Source organism: Bradyrhizobium sp. 139, assembly GCF_023074175.1.
GTDB lineage: Bacteria > Pseudomonadota > Alphaproteobacteria > Rhizobiales > Xanthobacteraceae > Bradyrhizobium.
The window spans coordinates 1-796 of the sequence record NZ_JADPKS010000007.1 but is presented as its reverse complement, the minus strand read 5'-3'; the positions used below and the strand labels follow the sequence as shown (position 1 = coordinate 796).

Here is a 796-nt window from a genome sequence, read left to right as displayed (position 1 = left end):
CTAGACGATCGATTCCAAGAAATCTGCGTCGGAACTGATTGGGTGTTGGCGGATTCCTCGTTTGCGATTGGCGCAATGAGGAGCGACATCATGGCAGGATGGCGACGAGCGGTGGAATTGGCAATGACTGACGAGGAGGTTGAAGCATTGACGGCTCTTTCGCGGTCGAGAACCGAGCCGGCGAGTCGCGTTTCGCGGGCGCAGACGCTGCTGGCCTACCGGGACAATCCGTCGTTCTGTGCCGTGGGGCGCAGACTTGGGGTCCATCACCAGACGGTCGAGCGCTGCGTTGAGCGGGCGCTGGCCCATGGCCCGCTGGCGGCCCTTGACGATCGGCCGCGGCCTGGCAAGGAGCCCACGATCACGCCCGAGGCCAAAGCCTGGCTGGTGTCGCTGGCGTGCGACAAGGCCAAGGATCACGGCTATCCGCATGAATTGTGGACGACGCGACTGCTGGCACGCCATGCGCGCGAGCATGGATCGGGGGCCGGGCACAAGTGTCTGGCCAATTTGGTCCAGGGCACGGTGTGCAAGATCCTCGGCAAAGAGGAAATCAAGCCGCACAAGGTGCGCTACTATCTGGAGAACCGCGACGCCGAATTCGAACAGAAGATGGCTGAGGTTCTGTGCGTGTATCGTGAAGTCGCGGTCCTGAAGAAAGCCCCTGGCAGATCGAAGAGGCGAGGCAAACCGGTGGCAATCGTCTCCTGTGACGAAAAGCCGGGAATCCAGGCTATCGCAACCACGGCGCCGGATTTGCCGCCCGAGCCTGGCGCTCACGCCACCTTTGCGCGGG

The 796-nt window shown here is 62.6% G+C and carries 1 protein-coding gene; it reads left to right on the top strand.

Annotated elements, in window-relative coordinates:
* Positions 1 to 123: 123 nt before the first annotated feature.
* Positions 124 to 796 (top strand): helix-turn-helix domain-containing protein (locus IVA80_RS00950; protein WP_247424583.1); only part of this gene is annotated, 673 nt, incomplete at its 3' end.